Annotated in this window: 13 protein-coding genes; 9 read left to right on the top strand and 4 right to left on the bottom strand. The window is 68.4% G+C overall.

Annotated elements, in window-relative coordinates:
- Positions 1 to 134 precede the first annotated feature (134 nt).
- The 9 genes from AC2JAJ_RS19905 (at position 135) to AC2JAJ_RS19865 (ending at position 11738) form a co-directional block, all read left to right on the top strand.
- Entirely contained in the window at positions 135 to 2960 is a 2826-nt protein-coding gene (locus tag AC2JAJ_RS19905) for an aconitate hydratase (RefSeq protein WP_486414786.1), read from the top strand.
- 142 nt (positions 2961 to 3102) lie between these two features.
- Positions 3103 to 5076, top strand: coding sequence for a 1-deoxy-D-xylulose-5-phosphate synthase (dxs, locus tag AC2JAJ_RS19900; RefSeq protein WP_486414787.1), 1974 nt, complete (start codon positions 3103 to 3105; stop codon positions 5074 to 5076).
- Entirely contained in the window at positions 5073 to 5690 is a 618-nt protein-coding gene (locus tag AC2JAJ_RS19895) for a DUF402 domain-containing protein (protein ID WP_486414788.1), read from the top strand. Before dxs ends, AC2JAJ_RS19895 begins: the two co-directional genes overlap by 4 nt.
- Complete coding sequence (locus tag AC2JAJ_RS19890) at positions 5687 to 6247, top strand: hypothetical protein (protein ID WP_221387568.1); 561 nt, start codon at positions 5687 to 5689, stop codon at positions 6245 to 6247. The genes AC2JAJ_RS19895 and AC2JAJ_RS19890 overlap by 4 nt, the downstream gene beginning before the upstream one ends.
- Before the next feature lie 9 nt (positions 6248 to 6256).
- Positions 6257 to 7234, top strand: coding sequence for an aldo/keto reductase (locus AC2JAJ_RS19885; protein WP_473697475.1), 978 nt, complete (start codon positions 6257 to 6259; stop codon positions 7232 to 7234).
- Positions 7235 to 7240: 6 nt separating this feature from the next.
- Positions 7241 to 8266 carry a nucleoside hydrolase gene (locus AC2JAJ_RS19880; protein ID WP_473697474.1) on the top strand — a complete coding sequence of 342 codons (1026 nt, stop codon included), beginning with the start codon at positions 7241 to 7243 and terminating at the stop codon, positions 8264 to 8266.
- A 177-nt stretch (positions 8267 to 8443) separates the two neighbouring features.
- The gene (locus tag AC2JAJ_RS19875; protein ID WP_501053273.1) at positions 8444 to 9328 is read left to right on the top strand and encodes an ECF transporter S component; all 885 of its coding nucleotides are present in this window, start codon (positions 8444 to 8446) and stop codon (positions 9326 to 9328) included.
- 9 nt (positions 9329 to 9337) lie between these two features.
- Positions 9338 to 10126, top strand: coding sequence for an energy-coupling factor transporter transmembrane component T (locus AC2JAJ_RS19870; protein ID WP_486414790.1), 789 nt, complete (start codon positions 9338 to 9340; stop codon positions 10124 to 10126).
- 4 nt (positions 10127 to 10130) lie between these two features.
- A complete protein-coding gene (locus AC2JAJ_RS19865) occupies positions 10131 to 11738 on the top strand; it encodes an ABC transporter ATP-binding protein (RefSeq protein WP_486414791.1) in 1608 nt (535 codons plus the stop codon).
- Here AC2JAJ_RS19865 and AC2JAJ_RS19860 read toward each other — a convergent pair.
- The 4 genes from AC2JAJ_RS19860 to AC2JAJ_RS19845 all read right to left on the bottom strand — a co-directional run bounded on the left by AC2JAJ_RS19860 (position 11735) and on the right by AC2JAJ_RS19845 (position 17373).
- On the bottom strand, positions 11735 to 13900 hold the full coding sequence (locus AC2JAJ_RS19860; RefSeq protein ID WP_486414792.1) for a 3-hydroxyacyl-CoA dehydrogenase NAD-binding domain-containing protein: 2166 nt from the start codon (positions 13898 to 13900) through the stop codon (positions 11735 to 11737). The genes AC2JAJ_RS19865 and AC2JAJ_RS19860 overlap by 4 nt on opposite strands.
- Positions 13897 to 15174 carry a thiolase family protein gene (locus AC2JAJ_RS19855; RefSeq protein ID WP_486414793.1) on the bottom strand — a complete coding sequence of 426 codons (1278 nt, stop codon included), beginning with the start codon at positions 15172 to 15174 and terminating at the stop codon, positions 13897 to 13899. The genes AC2JAJ_RS19860 and AC2JAJ_RS19855 overlap by 4 nt, the downstream gene beginning before the upstream one ends.
- Before the next feature lie 121 nt (positions 15175 to 15295).
- Positions 15296 to 16630 carry an HRDC domain-containing protein gene (locus AC2JAJ_RS19850; RefSeq protein ID WP_486414794.1) on the bottom strand — a complete coding sequence of 445 codons (1335 nt, stop codon included), beginning with the start codon at positions 16628 to 16630 and terminating at the stop codon, positions 15296 to 15298.
- Between the two features lie 89 nt (positions 16631 to 16719).
- Entirely contained in the window at positions 16720 to 17373 is a 654-nt protein-coding gene (locus AC2JAJ_RS19845) for a DUF3000 domain-containing protein (protein WP_221387576.1), read from the bottom strand.
- Positions 17374 to 17428: the final 55 nt, after the last annotated feature.

The raw sequence follows: 17428 nt of genomic DNA, 5'->3' as shown, positions 1-17428 counted from the left end.
TAGTCCCACGTCGCGCCCCGGATTCCCGGGCCGGCCGTGTGCAATTTTCGGGCCCTGGACATAGTTAGGGCCTCCTAACTAGCAGGCGGTCAACCGCGCGACAAAGATGAAACTGTTGCGAGAGGAGTCCTGCGATGAGCACTGTGGACAGCTTCGGTTCAAAAGGCAAACTTAATGTAGCCGGAACCGAGTACGAAATTTTCCGGTTGAACTCCGTTGAAGGTGCAGAAAACCTTCCGTTCAGCCTCAAGGTATTGCTTGAAAACCTGTTGAGGACCGAGGACGGCGCGAACATCACTGCCGATCACGTCCGCGCCCTGGCAGGCTGGGATCCCAACGCGGAACCCGATACAGAAATCCAGTTCACGCCCGCCCGCGTGATCATGCAGGACTTCACCGGCGTCCCCTGCGTGGTTGACCTGGCGACGATGCGTGAAGCAGTCAAGGCTCTGGGCGGCGACCCCAAGCGGGTCAACCCGCTGGCACCGGCCGAAATGGTCATCGACCACTCGGTCCAGATCGATGCCTTCGGCAACTCCGGCGCACTGGAGCGCAACATGGAGATCGAATACCAGCGCAATGGTGAGCGCTACCAGTTCCTGCGCTGGGGCCAGACCGCGTTCGATGACTTCAAGGTCGTTCCCCCGGGAACCGGCATCGTGCACCAGGTCAACATCGAGTACCTGGCACGCACCGTCATGACCCGCGAGGTGGACGGGGCGCTCCGCGCCTACCCCGACACCTGCGTGGGCACCGACTCGCACACCACCATGGTCAACGGCCTGGGCGTGCTCGGCTGGGGCGTCGGCGGCATCGAAGCCGAGGCTGCCATGCTCGGCCAGCCCGTCTCCATGCTCATCCCGCGCGTTGTCGGCTTCAAGCTCAGCGGCAGCATCCCCGCCGGCGCCACCGCCACCGACGTGGTGCTGACCATCACCGAGATGCTCCGCAAGCACGGCGTGGTGGGCAAGTTCGTCGAATTCTACGGCGAAGGCGTCGCCGAGGTGCCGCTGGCCAACCGCGCCACCATCGGCAACATGAGCCCGGAATTCGGTTCCACGGCCGCCATGTTCCCGATCGACGACGTCACCCTCGACTACCTGCGCCTCACCGGCCGGTCCGAGCAGAACGTCGCCCTCGTGGACGCCTACGCGAAGGAACAGGGCCTGTGGCACGATCCTTCCCGCGACATCAAGTTCTCCGAGTACCTGGAACTGGACCTGTCCACCGTTGTTCCGTCCATCGCCGGCCCCAAGCGCCCGCAGGACCGCATCGAGCTGACCGAGGCCAAGGACGAGTTCCGCCACGACCTGAAGAACTACGTCTCCCACGACGCCAACGCCGGCACCCTGGACGAGTCCCTCGAAGAGACCTTCCCGGCCTCCGACGCCCCGTCCTTCACCTCCGGCGCAACCCACGTTTCGGACACCGACCGCGAACCGCCGAAGTACTCGGCAGCGCACGGCGGCGCCGGACGCATTTCCAGCCCGGTTCCGGTGAAGATGGCTGACGGACGCGAATTCGAACTGGACCACGGTGCAGTCACCATCGCCTCCATCACCTCCTGCACCAACACGTCCAACCCGTCGGTCATGCTGGCCGCCGCGGTCCTGGCACGCAACGCCGTCGAAAAGGGCCTGACCGCCAAGCCGTGGGTCAAGACTTCCGTTGCGCCCGGCTCGAAGGTTGTCACGGACTACTACGAGAAGTCCGGCCTGACCCCGTACCTGGAGAAGCTTGGCTTCTACATCGTCGGGTACGGCTGCGCCACCTGCATCGGCAACTCCGGCCCCCTGGAGGCAGAGATCTCCGAGGCCGTCCAGGCCAACGACCTCGCCGTCACCGCCGTACTCTCGGGCAACCGCAACTTCGAAGGCCGCATCAACCCGGACGTCAAGATGAACTACCTGGCCTCCCCGCCGCTGGTCATCGCCTACGCCCTGGCCGGATCCATGGACTTCGACTTCGAGACTGATCCGCTCGGCAAGGACGAAGCCGGCAACGACGTCTTCCTGAAGGACATCTGGCCCAACCCGGTTGAGGTCCAGCAGGTCATCGATTCCTCGATCGACAAGGACATGTTCGCCAAGGGCTACGAGGGAGTCTTCGACGGCGACGACCGCTGGAAGGCGCTGGACACCCCGGCAGGCGACACGTTCGCCTGGGATCCGAACTCCACGTACGTCCGCAAGCCCCCGTACTTCGAGGGCATGCAGGCGCAGCCGGAGCCGGTCAAGGACATCACCGGTGCGCGCGTGCTGCTGAAGCTCGGCGACTCCGTGACCACCGACCACATCTCCCCGGCCGGTTCGTTCAAGTCCGACACCCCCGCCGGCCAGTACCTGCTGGCCAACGGAGTGGAGCGCAAGGACTTCAACTCCTACGGCTCGCGCCGTGGCAACCACGAGGTGATGATCCGCGGTACGTTCGCGAACATCCGCATCAAGAACCAGCTCCTGGACGGTGTCGAGGGTGGCTTCACCCGCGACTTCACCCAGGCTGACGGTCCGCAGGCCTACGTCTACGACGCCGCGCAGAACTACCAGGCAGCCGGCACCCCGCTGGTGGTCCTGGCCGGCAAGGAATACGGTTCCGGCTCTTCCCGTGACTGGGCTGCCAAGGGCACCGCCCTGCTGGGAGTCAAGGCCGTCATCGCCGAGAGCTACGAGCGCATCCACCGCTCCAACCTCATCGGCATGGGCGTCCTGCCGCTGCAGTTCCCGGCCGGCGAGAACGCTGCCTGCCTGGGCCTGACGGGCACCGAAACCTTCTCGGTGGAGGGCGTTACCGCCCTGAACGAGGGCACCACGCCCAAGACCCTGAAGGTCACCGCGACCGCAGAGGACGGCTCCTCGAAGTCGTTCGACGCCGTCCTTCGCATCGATACCCCCGGTGAAGCGGACTACTACCGCAACGGCGGCATCCTGCAGTACGTGCTGCGCCAGATCTCCGCGAACTAGCGGAACTGCTGCGCAGGCAGCATCATCGACGAAGCCCCGGCCGGTCACCGACCAGCCGGGGCTTCGGCTTTGCATGCGGGCTTCGCCGCCAAGGCGAGGCGTTAGAGTTAAACGGCACGTCTACCACCCGAAGGAGGGGTCATTGGGAATCTTGGACACCATCCGGAATCCGCAGGACCTGAACGAGTTGACCGAGGAACAGCTGGAACAGCTGGCTTCGGAGATCAGGGATTTCCTGATCACGAACGTCTCCCAGACGGGCGGCCACCTCGGACCCAACCTCGGCGTCGTGGAACTGACGCTGGCCGTGCACCGCATTTTCGAATCTCCCCGTGACAGCATCGTCTTTGACACGGGCCACCAGTCGTACGTCCACAAACTGCTGACCGGGCGCCAGGACTTCAGCACCCTCCGCCAGGAGGGCGGCCTCTCCGGCTACCCGTCCCGCGCCGAGTCCGAGCATGACATTGTGGAAAGCTCACACGCGTCCTCCTCACTTTCCTGGGCGGACGGCATTTCCCGCGCCCGCCAGCTCACCGGCGAAGGCGACCGGCACGTCGTCGCCATTGTGGGTGACGGCGCCCTCACGGGCGGCATGGCCTGGGAAGCCATCAACAACATCGCCGCGGACAAGAAGCGCCGCGTCGTCATCGTCGTCAATGACAACGGCCGCTCCTACGCGCCCACGGTGGGCGGCTTCGCCGACTACCTCGCGTCGCTGCGCCCCACGATCGATTCCTTCCGGGCAGCCCCGGCGTATGAGGGCGCCCTGGACTGGTGGAAGAAGAAGCTCCAGAACGGCGGCCCGGTGGGCCAGTTCACCTACAAGAGCCTGCATGCCATGAAGAAGGGCATCAAGGACTGGTGGGCGCCGCAGGGCATGTTCGAAGACCTCGGCATGAAGTACATCGGGCCCGTGGACGGCCACAACCTCCAGGCCATGGAGAACGCGCTGTCCACCGCCAAGCACTACGGCGGCCCGGTCATCGTGCACGCCATGACGGAAAAGGGGCACGGCTACGCGCCCGCCCGCGCCCATGAAGCGGACCAGTTCCACGCCGTCGGCATCATCGACCCCGAAACGGGCGAGCCCACCGGCTCTGCCGGCGCGCAGTCCTGGACCTCGGTGTTCGCGGATGAAATCGCGGCAATCTCCGACGAGCGCGACGACGTCGTCGGCATCACCGGCGCGATGCTCATCCCCGTGGGGTTGCACAAGTTCGCCGCGAAGCACCCTGGGCGCGTCGTCGACGTCGGCATTGCCGAGCAGCATGCCCTCACCGCCGCTGCCGGCATGGCGTTCGGCGGCCTCCATCCGGTGGTGGCGGTCTACGCCACCTTCCTCAACCGGGCCTTCGACCAATTGCTCATGGACGTCGCCCTCCACAAGGCCGGCGTCACCATCGTCCTGGACCGCGCCGGCGTCACCGGCCCCGACGGCGCCAGCCACCACGGCATGTGGGACATGGCCATGGTGCAGATCGTCCCCGGGCTGCACCTGGCGGCTCCCCGCGACGCCGACCGGCTCCGGGAGGAACTCCGCGAGGCGGTGGCCATCAGCGATGCGCCCAGCGTGGTCCGCTTCTCCAAGGGATCTGTGGGCCCGGCAGTAGAGGCATTGGAACGTCTGAGCGACGGCGTGGACGTCCTTGCCCGCCGCCCCTCCGGCTCCACGGAGAACGACGTGCTGATCGTCAGCGTTGGCGCCATGTCCGAGCTGGCCCTCGACGTTTCCAACCGGCTGGGCGCACAGGGCATCAGCACCACCGTGGTGGACCCGCGCTGGGTGCTGCCGGTCCGCCGCTCCATCATCGCGCTGGCCTCGCACCACCGCCTGGTGGTCTGCATCGAGGACGGCGTCCGCGCCGGTGGAGTCGGCTCACGCATCCGGCAGGAAATGCGCGCCGCGGGCGTGGATACCGCCCTGAACGAGGTGGGCCTGCCCGTCGAGTTCCTTGACCACGGCACCCGCGGACAGGTCCTGGAGCGGGTGGGCCTCACGGCCCAGCAGATTACGCACGACATCGTGGCGCAGGTCCTGGGCACGAAGGTTCCGTTCGCGCGCCCCCTGCCGGGGCAGCAGCACCCCACTACCGGCAGCCTCCCGATCCTGTGAGGGAAGAGGATGCGCTGAAGTACCCGGGCGCCGTGGGGGAGGCGGGGCCTGTCCTGCACACCACCACCACGCGCGTCCCCAACGGACTGGAGCCCGGCCAGCTGGTGGTCTCCCGCAACAGGAAATGGAACGGGAAGGCGCACTGGGTGGTGCCCGGGCGCTACCTCGGCGAAGACCAGCATGGATGGTGGATATTCCAGGGCACCAACGAATTCTGCTCCCGCCCGGGGGCAGCGTTCTACACCCGTTCGGACGCCGTCCTGCTGGTGCCGCGCCACGGCGACTGGGTGGCCACGTTTTACGACTCCGGCCACCCCAACGGCGTCCGGGTCTACGTGGACCTGGCCGTTGGCCATGAATGGACCCACATCCGGCCGGCCGTCACCGAGTTCCACGTGATCGACATGGACTTGGATGTCATCCGCACCGAGCAGCGCGGGGTTTTCATCGACGACCAGGACGAGTTCGCCGACCACAGCGTGGCCATGAACTACCCGCCCCAACTTATTGAGGACATCCAGGTGGCGGCGGACGAGCTTTACCACGCCGTCAAGGCGCAGCAGGCGCCCTTCGACGGTTCCGATATTGAATGGTTTGCCAAAGGACGCACATGAGCGGGATTGTCAGGGTTTACAAGCGCGACGACGAAGGGACCCTCCACTTCCGGGAGGCCTGGTTCGACGAGGACTACTCGCAGTTCGTGATGAACTTCGGTGCCGTGGGGCACCAGAGCAAAACCGAGGAGACCGACGTTTCCGATGCCTCCGCGGCGGACGGCCTGCTGGACGCCTTCGCCGCGCAGTGCGCGGAGGACGGGTACGCCGAACTCCCGGCCGAACAGCAGTCCTGGGTGGTGGCCCAGTTCGCACTCAAGACCCGGGAGGGCACCGACCGTGACCGCTTCCTGCAGAAGAAGGCCACGGACGCGCTCATCAGCCACCTCGCCTGGCGTGGACTCGGGACGGTGGAACGCTCGGAATTCACCGACTTCAAGCTGAACATCTTCTGCCTTTGCCCGGACGTGAACAAAGCGGTCAACGCCATCAAGGTCTGCATCCGCGGCGAGGACCTGGATTTCACGAAGCTCAGCATCGGCGCGGCGCCCTACACCGAACCGGAACATTTCAAGCTCAAGCATTCTGCCAAGCCCGCCAACAGCTTCAGCCTTTAGGAGGCGTTCGTGACCAGTGACCGCCGGGTCGGAAAATCAGGACTGACCGTCTCCACTGTTGGCCTGGGCTGCAACAACCTCGGCCGCGCAAACACCGCCACCGAGTCGCAGGACGCCACTGACGCCGTCGTCCATGCAGCGGTGGACGCCGGCATCACCCTGTTCGACGTTGCCGACACCTACGGACGCGAACCCGGGCTCAGCGAAACCATGCTGGGGAGGGCGCTCGGAAACCGCCGCGGCGGCGTGGTCGTCGCCACCAAGTTCGGCATGGACATGAAGGGCGCCAACGGGCCGGACTTCGGCGCCCGCGGGTCACGCCGCTACATCATCGCGGCCGTCGAGGCCTCGCTGCAGCGGCTCGGAACGGACTGGATCGACCTCTACCAGTTCCACACGCCGGACCCGCAGACCCCCATCGACGAAACCCTCTCCGCACTGGATGCACTGGTCACCAGCGGCAAGGTGCGCTACATCGGCCACTCGAACCGGGCCGGCTGGCAGATCGCGCAGGCCGAGTACGTCGCCCGCGAACTGGGCACCGCGCGCTTCATCTCCACGCAGAACCACTACAACCTCCTGGACCGGCGGGCCGAGCTTGAAGTGACGCCCGCCGCCGGGGAGTTCGGCCTCGGCGTCCTGCCATACTTCCCGCTCGCCAACGGGCTGCTGACCGGCAAGTACTCGCCGGGGCACGCCCCGGCAGGCTCCCGGCTGAGCCACACCCGGACCCACCTGGTGGACGACGCCGACTGGGAACAGCTGGGAAGGTTCAGCGCCTTCGCCAAGGAACGCGGACTCACCGAGATCGAGGTCGCCTTCTCCTGGCTCGCCGCGCAGCCCTCCGTGGCCAGCGTCATCGCCGGAGCCACCAGGCCGGAGCAGGTCCAGCAGAACGCCACGGCCGCGGACTGGAGGCCGGCGCCGGAAGACCTCGCCGCCCTCGATGACATCTTCCCTGCCGTTCCCAAGGTCGCACTCTTCTAGGCAGCCGTGCCCGCCTACCTGCTGGATGTCGATACCGGCATCGACGATGCCCTGGCGCTTGCCTACCTGGCGGCGCTGCCGGACACGGAGTTCGTGGCCGTTACGGCGTCTCCCGGCAATGTGGACGCCGACCAGGTGGCCCGCAACACCCTCGCCCTGCTGGAACTGTGCGGCCGGTCCGGCGTCGAGGTGGCCGTCGGTGCCCGCGCACCCCTGTCCATCCCCCTGCTCACCACCCCGGAAACCCACGGGCCGCAGGGGATGGGCTACGCGGTCCTGCCCGAACCGGAAGGACGGCTCTCGCCCCGGAACGCCGTCGACCTTTGGATTGAACACGCCCGGGCCAGGCCGGGGGAGCTGACCGCCCTCATCACGGCGCCGCTGACCAACTTCGCGCTGGCACTGCGGAAGGAACCGGCCCTCCCGGACCTGCTGGCCAGGGTGGTCATCATGGGCGGTGCCTTCTACCACCAGGGCAACACCACACCCACCGCCGAGTGGAACACGCACGTGGACCCGCATGCGGCCAAGGAGGTCTACGATGCCTACCGGGGCCGGCCGTTCGAAAAGCTGCCGATCGTCTGCTCGCTGGACACCACGGAACGGATGGAGCTGCGCCCGGCCCACGTCGCGGCACTGGCCGAAGCCGCAGGCGCCGCGGTTCCCGAACTGGTGCTGCCCAGCCAGCCCGAAGGCCAACGCAGCACCTCGGACAACACACTGGTCCGGCATCTGTCCGACGCCCTGCGCTTCTACTTCGAGTTCCACCGGCTCTACGACCAGGGGTACCTGGCACACGTCCACGACTTCTTCGCCGCCGGGGTCGCCGCCGGTACGCTCGAGTACAGTGCCCGGCCCGCCACCGCCGACGTCGAAACGGAATCCCCGTTGCTGATCGGAACCACGGTGGCCGACTTCCGCGGTCTCTGGGGTGCGCCGCCCAACGCCAGGATCGTCTCCGGCAACAACCCGGAGCAGGCGTTCCGGGAACTCGTTTCCGCCGTCGGCAGCCTGGCGCGGCGCGTGGGCTAGGAAGCCGGCAGTCCCGGAACAAAGCGCGATTGGAGGCGGCGCGCCGGAGGCAAAGGGCCAGTAGAATGGGCTCCGGACCGGCCCGGCGCAGTTGCCGCCGGCTGCTGCCGAGGTGACATAGGCAGCGACACCCCAGCCCGGACCCGCCGGGCCCCTGCCCGCACCCAAAGGAACACCATGTCATCGCCCTCCCTGACGCTTCCATCCCAGGAACGCCCCGTGCGCCGCCGGCTGCTGGAAATCCTCGGCGCCCTGGCCATCGCCGCCACCTACATCTACCTGGTCCTCAACCAGCCCACGGACATCACCGGCGGCCCAGGCAGCGCCTCCGCCCTGGTCGCTCTCTCCGGGTTCCTGGCCGGGGCGGTCCTCCTGATCATCGCCGTCCTGCCCACCCTTCCCGCGTCCACCCTGGTGCTGATCCCGGTGGCCCTGGTCCTGAACATCGTGTTGGGCCAGTTCGTCGGCAGCACCCTGGTTCCCTTCTACCTCGACGCGATCGGCACCGTCCTGATCGCCGTCCTGGCAGGCCCGGCAGCGGGTGCGGCCACCGGTGCCCTCAGCAGCATCGTCTGGTCCTTCTTCAACCCGACAGTGCTTCCGTTCGCCGCGGGCGCCGCGCTCATCGGGTGCCTCGCCGGGCTCGCTGCCCGCTATGGCCTCTTCCGCCGCTTCTACCTGGCCCCGGTGGCGGGATTCATCACCGGCATCATCGCGGGCGTGGTTTCGGCTCCGGTGGCCGCCTTCGTCTTCGGCGGAACATCCGGCGTCGCCACCGGCGCGATCGTCAGCGCCTTCCGCGCGATGGGTGACACCCTCCTGGCTGCCATCACCAAGCAGGCGCTGCTCTCGGACCCCATGGACAAAGCCATCGTGTTCACCATCGTGGCCCTCCTGGTGTACGCGCTGCCGCGCAGGACCAGCCAGCAGTTCCCCTTCATCCGGCGCCACCGGGTGCTCGCCGGCAAGGACCAGGCCCGCACAGACCAGGCTGCGCCGGGCACCGGCCACACGGAAACCCCGGCCCCGGGTACAGCGCCGGGCACCGGACTGAACGGCTGACCGCACCCTGTGACCGTACGTTCCGCAGCCGGGATCGTCGCACCAGCGAGGCGGGAGCGGCTTAATCCGCTGACCTTGCTGGCAGCGGCCGGCAGCACGGCAGTGATGACGACGGCGGCCGCCAGTTGGGCGCTTTCCCTCGCCGTTGCCGCGGCGTGCCTCGGACTGTCCGTGGCGGGCGGGACGGCCCGGCGGCTGCTGCCTGCGGCTGCCGCAGTCCTGGTCCCGCTCGGACTGTCGCTGCTGGTGCTCCACGGGCTGTTCTTCCCCGAGGGGCGGACCGTGCTGGCCGAGTGGGGACCTGCCCGCATCACCGCCGAAGGGCTTGGCTTCGCCGTCCAGCGGATCCTGCTGCTGGCGGCAGTTGTCCTGGCACTCCTGGTTTTCTCCTTCAGCGTCAGCGTCCCGGACCTCGTAGCGGCCTTGTCCGCCAAGGGAGTACAGGGCCGGTTCGCGTTCGTACTGGCGTCCACGCTGACGCTCCTGCCCGCTATCGCCGCGCGCGCTGAACGGATCCGGCAGTCGCAGGAGTCGCGGGGCCTGGTGGTATCCCGCAGGTTGCTGTCCCGGGCTGCCGCGTTCCGGCTGCAGGCCGTTCCGCTGGTGCTGTCACTGGTGGAGGATGCCGCCACCCGGGCCACTGCCCTGGAATCGCGTGGCTTCAGCGCCGCGGGACCGCGGACCAGCTACCGGGAAGTGGCCGATTCCAGGACGCAGCGGATCCTGCGCAGCATCCTCGTGCTTGCGGCCGTGGCCGCAATAGTGGTCCGGGTCGTGCCGGCGGGTGCAGGTGCCTGAGCGCATGGCCGGCGGGGCCCCGGGAAGCGGAGGCAGTACAGGCCGTACCGGCACGCCGCGGAATCCGGCCTTGGCTGCCACCATCCGGAACTTCACTTTCCACGACGCCCCGGCGCCTGCCCTGCGCGATGTCGCGCTGTCCTTCGCGCCCGGTTCCTTCACGGCCATCCTTGGCGCCTCGGGCAGCGGAAAGTCCACGCTGGGAAAGCTCCTCGCCGGTTGGCTGCCTCCGGGCGGACACGGAAGGCTCACAGGGTTCCTGGAGGTGGCCGGCACGCGGTTGGAGTTCGACGGCGGCGCCGGGGATCCCCGGATCGATCCCGCCCAGTGGGGCCGGCACGTAGGATTCGTTCCCCAGGATCCCGGCACGGTCCTTTCCACGGTCCGGGCCACCTTGGCCGAGGAGCTGGCGTTTGGCCTCGAAAACGCCGGAATGGAGCGGAGCGCCATGCGCGCGGCGGTGGACCGTACCGCCGGGCTGCTCGGGCTCCGGGACCAGCTGGGCCAGGATCCGGCACGGCTGTCAGGCGGCCAGCTGCGCCGGCTGGCCATCGGCTGCGCGATCATCTCCGGGCCGCCCGTGCTGATCATGGACGAGCCTTTCGCTTCGCTGGACGCCGCCGGATCCCACGAACTGTCCGCCCTGGTGCGCCGCCTCCTGGCGGACGGGACCGCCGTCGTGATCCTCAGCCAGGCCATGGACGCGCCGCTGCTGGAGGCGCACCGCTGGGTGGTGCTCGAAGACGGCACGGCCACGGCCAGCGGCGCCCCCCACCGCATGGCCGCCGATTCCAGCCGTGTGCCCGCTGCAATCCGGCGTCCCGGACAGGAGGCGGTGCTGTCCACGGCCGGGCCGGCCGGACCGTCACTCAACTCACCCGCCGCGTTGCAATTGAACGGAGTCTCCTTCGCCTATCCGGCAGCAGGCGGGGACAGGATCCGGGGCAGCCGGGCCCTCCGCGGCAAGAGGCGCGGGCAGACCCAGGGAGCCGCAGGCCTGAACCCCCTCCCCGCGGTGCTGGAGGACGTCCACCTTGCCGTCCACCCCGGCGAGATCATCGCCGTGACCGGGCCCAACGGGGCCGGCAAATCCACCCTGCTGCGGCACTTCAACGGCCTGCTCCGTCCCACCGCAGGCAGCGTGCTGGTGGGCGGGGCCGACATCTCGGGAGTGCCGGTAGGAAGGACCGCCGCCTCGGTAGGCCTGCTGTTCCAGCACCCCCGCGACCAGTTGTTCGAACGGACCGTCGGCCGCGAGGTCCGGTTCGGCCTGGACCGCCTGTTCGGCACGGCGGCGGAGGAGCGCGCAGCGGCAGCACTGGAAGCGACAGGACTGTCCGGCCAAGCCGGGGAGCACCCCGCGGAACTGCCGGCCTCCGCGCAGCGGCTGCTGGCACTCGCCACCGTCCTGGCCCGCAGACCTGCGGTGCTGGCGCTGGATGAACCCACCGTCGCACTGGACGGCATCGGCCTGGGGCTCCTCGACGCAGCCCTGCGGCAGGCAGCCGCGGAAGGCGCCGCCGTCGTGCTGGTCACCCACGACCTGGGCTACGCACGCTCGGCGGCGCACCGCATTGTGGCGCTCGACGGCGGCCGGCTGGTACCTGCCTAGCCCTCGGCCGGGCGGGACGCCACACCGGGCGCCAGGAAGCGCCTGCCGTTGACCCGCTCCGATGCGCCGGTGCGGTCCAGGTACGGCGTAATGCCGCCAAGGAAGAGGGGCCAGCCCGCGCCGAGGATCATGCAGAGATCGATGTCCTCCGGCCCGGCCACCACGCCCTCGTCCAGCATCAGTCCGATTTCCTCCGCCAGGGCATCCTGCACCCGGCGCAGGACCTGTTCCTGCGTGGACGGATCCGAACCGAACGACATCATTTCCAGGGTGGAGGCGGGGATGGTCCGGGAGCCGTCCGGGGCCGTCTCCCACAGCGCCTTGACGTTGTTATCGATGAGTTTGCCGAGGTTGGCGGAGACCGGGAACCGGTCCCCGAACGCGTTGTGCAGCGACTCCTGGACGTGCTGGGCCACCGGAAGGCCCACCATCGCGAGCAGCGTAAAGGGCGTCATGGGCAGGCCCATGGGGCGCAGGGCATTGTCCGCGACGTCCGCCGGGGTGCCTTCGTCGAACACCGCCGTGACCTCGCCCATCAGCCGGAGCAGGATGCGGTTCACCACGAACGCGGCCGCATCCTTCACCAGAACGGCGTTCTTCTTCAGCGCCTTGGCCAGCTCGAACGCGGTGGCCAGCACAGCGTCCTCCGTCCGCGGGGCGCGGACAATCTCCAGCAGCGGCATGACGGCCACGGGATTGAAGAAGTGGAACCCCACCAGGCGTTCGGGGTGCTGCAGGTCCTCCGCCATGGCGGTCACCGAGAGGGACGATGTGTTGGTGGCCAGGATGCACTCCGGGGACACAATCCGCTCGAGTTCGGCGAACACCTGCTTCTTGACGCCCAGTTCCTCGAAGACGGCCTCGATCACAAAGTCCGCGTCGGCGAAGGCTTCCTTTGATACCGACCCCGTCACCAGGGCCTTGGTCCGGTTGGCGGCGTCCTGGCTGATGCGCTTCTTCGCCAGCAGCTTGTCCACCTCGGCGTGGACGTAGGCGACGCCCTTGTCCACGCGGGCCTGGTCGATGTCCGTCAGGACCACGGGAACTTTCAGCTGGCGGGCAAACAGCAAGGCCAGCTGGCCTGCCATGAGGCCGGCACCCACCACTCCCACCTTGGTGACGGGACGGGCCAGTTTCCGGTCCGGAGCCCCGGCCGGCCGCTTGGCGCGTTTCTGCACCAGGTCAAGGAAGGCGTAGACGGTGGACCGGAACTCGTCCGTCTGCATCAGGTCCGCAAGGGTCTCGCATTCCAGCGCCGCGGATTCCGCGGCCGTCATGGTCCGGTTGGCCTCAAGGAGTTCGAGGACCTTGGCCGGGGCGGGGGAAGCGTTGGAGGTCTTGGCCTCGACAAACTTCCGGCCGGCTTCAACTGCCGCAGTCCAGCGGGTCTCAGTGTCCGGAGAGGAGGGGTCGACGGCGTTGGGCCGCTCTGGGACTACCTCGCCGGAGATGACGCCGGCAGCCCAGGCCAGCGACTGTTCCAGGAAATCGGCGGGTTCGAAGAGGGCATCGGCGATGCCCATGCCGAACGCCTGGCTGCCGGACAGGGTCCGGTTGTTGCTGAGCGGGTTTTGGATCATGACCTTGACGGCATTCTCCGGGCCCACCAGGCGGGGGAGGAGGTATACGCCGCCCCAGCCGGGCACCAGGCCCAGGAAGGCTTCCGGAAGCGCGAGGGCGCCTGCTCCGGTGGACACCGTGCGGTAGGTGGACTGAAGGGCGATCTCCAGGCCGCCGCCAAGGGCGGCGCCGTTGATGAAGGCGAAGCTCGGGACGCCCAGGTTTGCCAGGGTGGCGTAGACGTCGTGGCCCAGCTGCGCCATCCACAGTCCGTGCTCGCGCTGTTCCAGGGACTTCACTGCGGAGAGATCAGCCCCGGCCACCAGGTAATGCGGCTTGCCGGTGACGCCGACGCCCGCGATCTCGCCGCGGGCCGCGCGGTCCCGGAGGGACTCGAGCACGGTGCCGAGCTCCACCAGCGTGTTGGGGCCAAGCGTGGTGGGCTTGGTGTGGTCGAGGTCGTTGTCGAGGGTGATGAGGGCGAAGGTGCCCGGACCCGGCTTCCCATCCCGTCCTGGAAGTGCGATGTCCTGCACGTAGGAGTGGGTGACGGTTTCGTTGGGGAAAAGGTCAGCCAGCTTGCGGAAGTCTGCGGCGCTCATGCCAGGGCTCCTTCGGAAACGGTAGCGGCGGTCTCGCCGGAGGGGGTTCCACTGTAGTCGGGGTGGTGCGGGTTTTCCCAGATCACGGTGCCGCCCATCCCCAGGCCCACGCACATGGTGGTGATCCCGTACCGCACCGACGGGTCTTCCTCGAACTGGCGCGCGAGCTGGATCATCAGCCGGACGCCGGAGGAGGCGAGCGGATGGCCCACCGCGATGGCGCCGCCGTAGCGGTTGACGCGGGGGTCGTCGTCGGAAATGCCGTAGTGGTCCAGGAAGCTCAGGACCTGCACCGCGAACGCCTCGTTGATCTCAAAGAGGCCGACGTCATCGATGGTCAGCCCCGCGTTCTGCAGCGCCTTCTCGGTGGCAGGTACGGGACCGATGCCCATGACTTCCGGCTCAACCCCGGCATAGGCGTAGCTGACCAGCCGCATCTTGACCGGGAGGCCCAGTTCCGCGGCGGCCTCTGAGGAGGAGAGGACGGCGGCCGTGGCGCCGTCGTTCAATCCTGCGGCGTTTCCGGCGGTCACCCGGCCATGGGCGCGGAACGGTGTGCGCAGCCCTGCCAGGTCCGACATCGTGGTGCCCGGGCGCGGGGGTTCGTCCGCTGCATGGACGGTCCAGCCCTCGCCCGGCTTGCGGGCGGCCACGGGAACCAGGTCGGGTTGGATCCTACCGGCCTTGTAGGCGGCAGCCAGCTTGTTTTGCGATGCGACGGCGTAGGCGTCGGTGCGTTCTTTGGTGATGGATGGGAACCGGTCATGCAGGTTCTCCGCGGTGTCCCCCATGTTCAGGGCGGCTGGGTCCACCAGCCGCTCGGACATGAAGCGCGGGTTCGGATCGGCACCCGAGCCCATGGGATGGTGGCCCATGTGTTCCACTCCGCCGGCGATGACCACGTCATAGGCACCAAAGCCGATGCCGCCGGCAGTGGCGGTCACCGCGGTCATGGCTCCCGCGCACATCCGGTCGATGGCAAAGCCCGGCACCGTGCGCGGCAGCCCGGCCAGCAAGGCGGCAGTGCGGCCCAGCGTCAGACCCTGGTCGCCGGTCTGGGTGGTGGCGGCAATGGCCACCTCGTCGATCCGCTCCGAAGGCAGCGTCGGGATCCGCCGCAGGAGGCCGCGGATGCATTTCACGATTAGGTCGTCGGCCCGGGTGCCGGCGTAGATTCCTTTCTCGCCGGCCCGGCCAAAGGGTGTGCGGATGCCGTCCACAAAGACGACGTCGCGGACAGTGCGCGGGGATGCGCCGCTTCCGTGCTGGCTCACGTGTAACTCCTCATCGAGACGTTGCGCGCCGGATGCATGCCGCAAGGCGGCAACAGCCGGGCGTCGGTCCCACCGATGTTACTTGTGAGTAACTTAGCCTGCAAGGGCTGGAGGGCGGAGGTTACTGGGCGCCGGCCGCGGGAACGAGTTTTGGCTCCTTTGGAGGCAGCGGCTGCGGGTTCAGGAACGCGCTCGCGATCAGCGGCGCCGTGAGCTCCACCTGCCATTCGCGGGCACCCAGCGCACGCAGCTCGGCGGCGACCGAGCCGGTACTGACTTCTGCCGGGGGACGCCAGGCGACCCGCCGGAGGTAGTCCGGAGTCAGCAGGTTCTCCAGCGGCAGTTTCAGTTCCTCAGCCTTCTCCTGCAGCAGGGGCCGGGCGGTGGCCAGCCGGGCCGCTGCCTCGGGATCGCGGTCCGCCCAGACCCGCGGGGGCGGCGGCGCGTTGGTGGGCAGGTGCAGCGGGGGCAGTTCCTCAAGGGCCCGTGCTGCGGCGATGCACCGAAGCCAGCGGGGCGCTTCGCGCTGGGCGGCGCGGCCATGGAAGCCCTTGGTGGTGAGCAGCTGGGGCACGGTGGCGGGCATGGCCTTGGCGGCTGCCACCAGGGCGGAGTCCGGGATGAGCCGGCCGGGGGCCACGTCCCTCTTCTGTGCCAGCGAATCACGTTCCAGCCACAGTTCGCGGACGGCGGCGAGCTGCCGCCGGTCCCGGATCTGGTGCAGTCCCGACGTTTTCCGCCAGGGGTCCACGCGCGGCGGAGCGATGCCGGCCTGGAGGATGGCCGCGAACTCCTGCTCGGCGTACTCCAGTTTGCCGTCGGCCTGCAGCAGCTCGATGAGCTCTTCGCGCAGCTCGCTAAGGACCTCCACGTCCAGAGCCGCGTACCGCAGCCAGGGCTCCGGCAGGGGGCGGGTGGACCAGTCGGCTGCGGAGTGCTCCTTGGCGAGGCCGAAGCCCAGCAGCTGTTCGATCACCGCCGCCAGGCCGACGCGTGGCAGGCCTGCCAGCCGCGCGGCGAGCTCCGTGTCGAACAGCTTGTCCGGCCACATGCCGAGCTCGGACAGGCAGGGGAGGTCCTGGCTGGCGGCGTGGAGGATCCATTCGACCCCGCGGAGGGCATCGTTGATGATGTCCAGGTTCTCGAATGGTTCGGGGTCGATCAGCCAGGTTCCGGCCCCCTCCCGGCGGATCTGGACCAGGAACGCACGCTGCCCGTACCGGAAGCCGGAGGCCCGCTCGGCGTCAACACCCGCTGGCCCGGTGCCGGCGGCAATGGCAGCGGCGCACCGCTCCAGCCCTGACTGGGTCTCGATGACCAGGGGAACGCCGTCCCGGGGGGAATCGAGATCAATAATTTCGGGGATGGGACTGTCAAAGCCCTCCACCGTGATGTGGGGTGCGGCAGCAGCAGCCGGGACGCCGGCTGTGGTGTTGTCCGGAATGTTTGGGGTCATGGTGTCCCCAGTTTACCGGCCTGGCCCGCCACCGTCCCTGTCGCGGGCTGGCCAGGGTGCCGCGGCTTGGCGTGTCGCCGCCGGATGTCCTAGCTCCGGCGCCGGTGCGGAAGCGCGGTGACGCCGTCGGGAAGGGGCGGCAGGCCGGCGAAGGTACAGACCATGTCGGACCAGGCTTCGAGATGGGCGGTGACGTCCGCCGAGGCCGGAGTCCAGGAGGCCCGGAGTTCGATGTCGATCGAGCCGGGCCGCCCGGCGAGGGTGCCGAAGCTTTCGGAGAGGACGCGGGTGGCGGTCCCGCCTGCAGCGCGGTAGGGGGCCTTATGGTTCTCCAGTGCCTCCACCAGCCACGTCCAGGCGACCGTTCCGAGCATTTGGTCGTTGCCCATTTCCGGCTCCAGTTCGGCCCGGATATAGGTGACGATGCGGAACTCCCCGTCCCATACCTCCGAGCCGTCCGGATCATGGAGCAGGATGAACCGGCCGGTGGCCAGCTCCGTTTCATCCTCGTCCGGCACGCCCGCGGCGGACGCCAGGGCCATGGCCGCGGGCCCGTGCACAGGGGTGGCGGGGGTGCCGGCGCCGGGCGCAAGGACCTCGGCGCCGAGCGCGACGGCGAAGGGGGCAAGGCGTGCGGGTGCGGGAATCTCCGCGAGATGCAGTTCCTTGCGGCACCGGGCTTTCCGGAGGGCTCCCAGGGCTTGGAGGAAATCCGGGGGAACCTGGTCAAGTGCGTTCACCATGGCAGATTACGCAACAGGGTGGGGCGGGGCAGGAAGGCTCGCCGTCGGCGGCCGT

This window comes from Arthrobacter sp. MOO21 (genome assembly GCF_057369995.2).
This window is presented reverse-complemented; position numbering and strand designations above follow the sequence as displayed.